The sequence below is a fragment of the Streptomyces sp. YGL11-2 genome (assembly GCF_050054615.1).
Lineage (GTDB): Bacteria > Actinomycetota > Actinomycetes > Streptomycetales > Streptomycetaceae > Streptomyces.
This window is the reverse complement of sequence record NZ_JBNHIN010000017.1, coordinates 15,887-17,558: the sequence shown is the minus strand read 5'-3', so window position 1 is coordinate 17,558 and position 1,672 is coordinate 15,887. Positions and strand designations below refer to the sequence as shown.

Annotated in this window: 2 protein-coding genes; one reads left to right on the top strand and one right to left on the bottom strand. The window is 70.0% G+C overall.

Translation table 11 applies throughout. The annotated features are described in order from the left end of the window. Positions 1-250: 250 nt before the first annotated feature. Positions 251-373 carry a hypothetical protein gene (locus ACO1BR_RS20465; protein WP_426796512.1) on the bottom strand — a complete coding sequence of 41 codons (123 nt, stop codon included), beginning with the start codon at positions 371-373 and terminating at the stop codon, positions 251-253. A 55-nt stretch (positions 374-428) separates the two neighbouring features. Between ACO1BR_RS20465 and ACO1BR_RS20460 the strand changes: the two genes are divergently transcribed. Next, positions 429-947: a CGNR zinc finger domain-containing protein gene (locus tag ACO1BR_RS20460; RefSeq protein ID WP_426796511.1), complete on the top strand. Its 519-nt coding sequence runs from the start codon at positions 429-431 to the stop codon at positions 945-947. Positions 948-1,672: the final 725 nt, after the last annotated feature.

The window sequence follows — 1,672 nt, the reverse complement described above, 5'->3', positions numbered from 1 at the left end:
CCCTGGGCATTGCCCAGGCCCCGCTTCGCGGCCGGCGCGCTCACCGGCCCCGGTCGTCCCCGCTGTCCTCCCCGCCGGCACCAGAATGGACCGGCCAGCGTGAGCGCCGCGGCTCGATTGCCCGGCCGCCAGTAGAGAGCGAGCCAGCTGTCTTCCCATCGCGCCGAGTCCGAGCACGGTCACGGGGGTTCGCCGTGTAGCTGGTGTAGCTGGTGTAGCTGGTGTAGGGGCGTGCCTCATCGCGTGCTCCTCACGTCATCCCGGCGTTGAGGTTGTCGGCCGTGCTGGGGAGTGCCACCGTCACGATCGTCGAGTAGGCGAGCAGCATGGACGTGCCCGGACGGGTGGCCATCGAGGGCAGTCGCTTCCGCATGGCCGGGTTTCTGTCCGAAGGGGGCCGTTTCGATCAAGAGTGCTGTAATAGCAATATGCAGCAAAACCCTTACGGGGAAGATCCCGTGCGGTTCATGGTCCAGCTCGCGGCCAGGCCACCGCGCACTCCCGAGGAATTCGCCGAGCGCAGCCTGGCAGCGGGCATGGCCATCGACCACCCGGTGGGTGCGAGGGACCTTGCGGAGATCCTGGAGTTCATCCCGCGCTGGCTGGCCGTGGCCGACGCCGACACCCACGCGGAACGAGCCACCCTGGTCAACGCGTTGCTGGCCTCCTCCGCCGCCCACCCACGCGTGACCGACCACGCCGACGGAGGCTGGCACATCCACTACCGCGACGACGGCCTCGGCCTGGGCGCCGTGGTCCGGGCGGTGGTCAGCGTGGGCACGGCCCTGCACCTGACCGGGCGCGGTATGGACCGCCTCGGCCGCTGCGCACTGGCCGAATGCGACCGCGTATACGGCGACTTCACCCGGGGCGGACGGCAGCGCTACTGCTCCCACGCCTGCGCCAACCGCGATGCGGTGCGGCGGCATCGGGCTCGACGCCGGTAGGGAGCCAGAGCCCGTCGGCGGATTTCGACCAGTGCCGCGGAGGCGCACTTGCCCGTCCAAGCCCCGTACGTCGCCGGGGGACGGTCGGGCGCGTTGCTCACCCGGGATCGTGCCGCCGCCCTGGCCGGCACCGCCGACGCGCCATCGGCTGCCCTGCCCGGGAGTGACGACGACCTGGCGGTCGGGTTGCGCGTGGCACCCTGTCGGCCGCCAGAGCCAATAGGTGGCAGTCTCAACTCGCCGCAGCCCGCACATGGTTGATCGCCGTGTGACGCTACTGGCGCTGTCGCTCGACGGCCTTCCCGGCCCTCCCGGCGCGGTGTGAAATTTCATAGGCCGGCTCGCTCCTCGACGAACCGGCGGCCGGCTGGCGCTCCATTCCAGCCTTGTGTTTTCACACCCGGCTCGCGGATTCACTTCTCGGGCTCCTCGGCGGCAACCGTATCGAGGGACGAGACGTTCCATGCGATCGTTTCCCGACGTCTCGACGTCCGGTTCGCGGGGGACAGTGCGCCGCCGATGCGGCAACGCAGGCAACCCCCGTCTGCAACCCCGTCTGACGTCTGGTCAACATCGTCCAACTTCTCGTCCTTCGGGAGGACTTCGTGCACAGAGCCTTCCGTCGTTTCCGACGGATATCAGCCTCCGTGGGGGCTTGCGCTCTCGCCTTCGCGGGCTTTGCCATGGGACCGGCCGCGGCCGCGGCCTCCGCCCCCAACCCCCAC

Excerpts from the sequence above, each read along its gene's own strand:
- ACO1BR_RS20465 (WP_426796512.1), bottom strand. The coding sequence starts at position 373 with ATGCGGAAGCGACTGCCCTCGATGGCCACCCGTCCGGGCACGTCCATG.
- ACO1BR_RS20460 (WP_426796511.1), top strand. The coding sequence starts at position 429 with ATGCAGCAAAACCCTTACGGGGAAGATCCCGTGCGGTTCATGGTCCAG.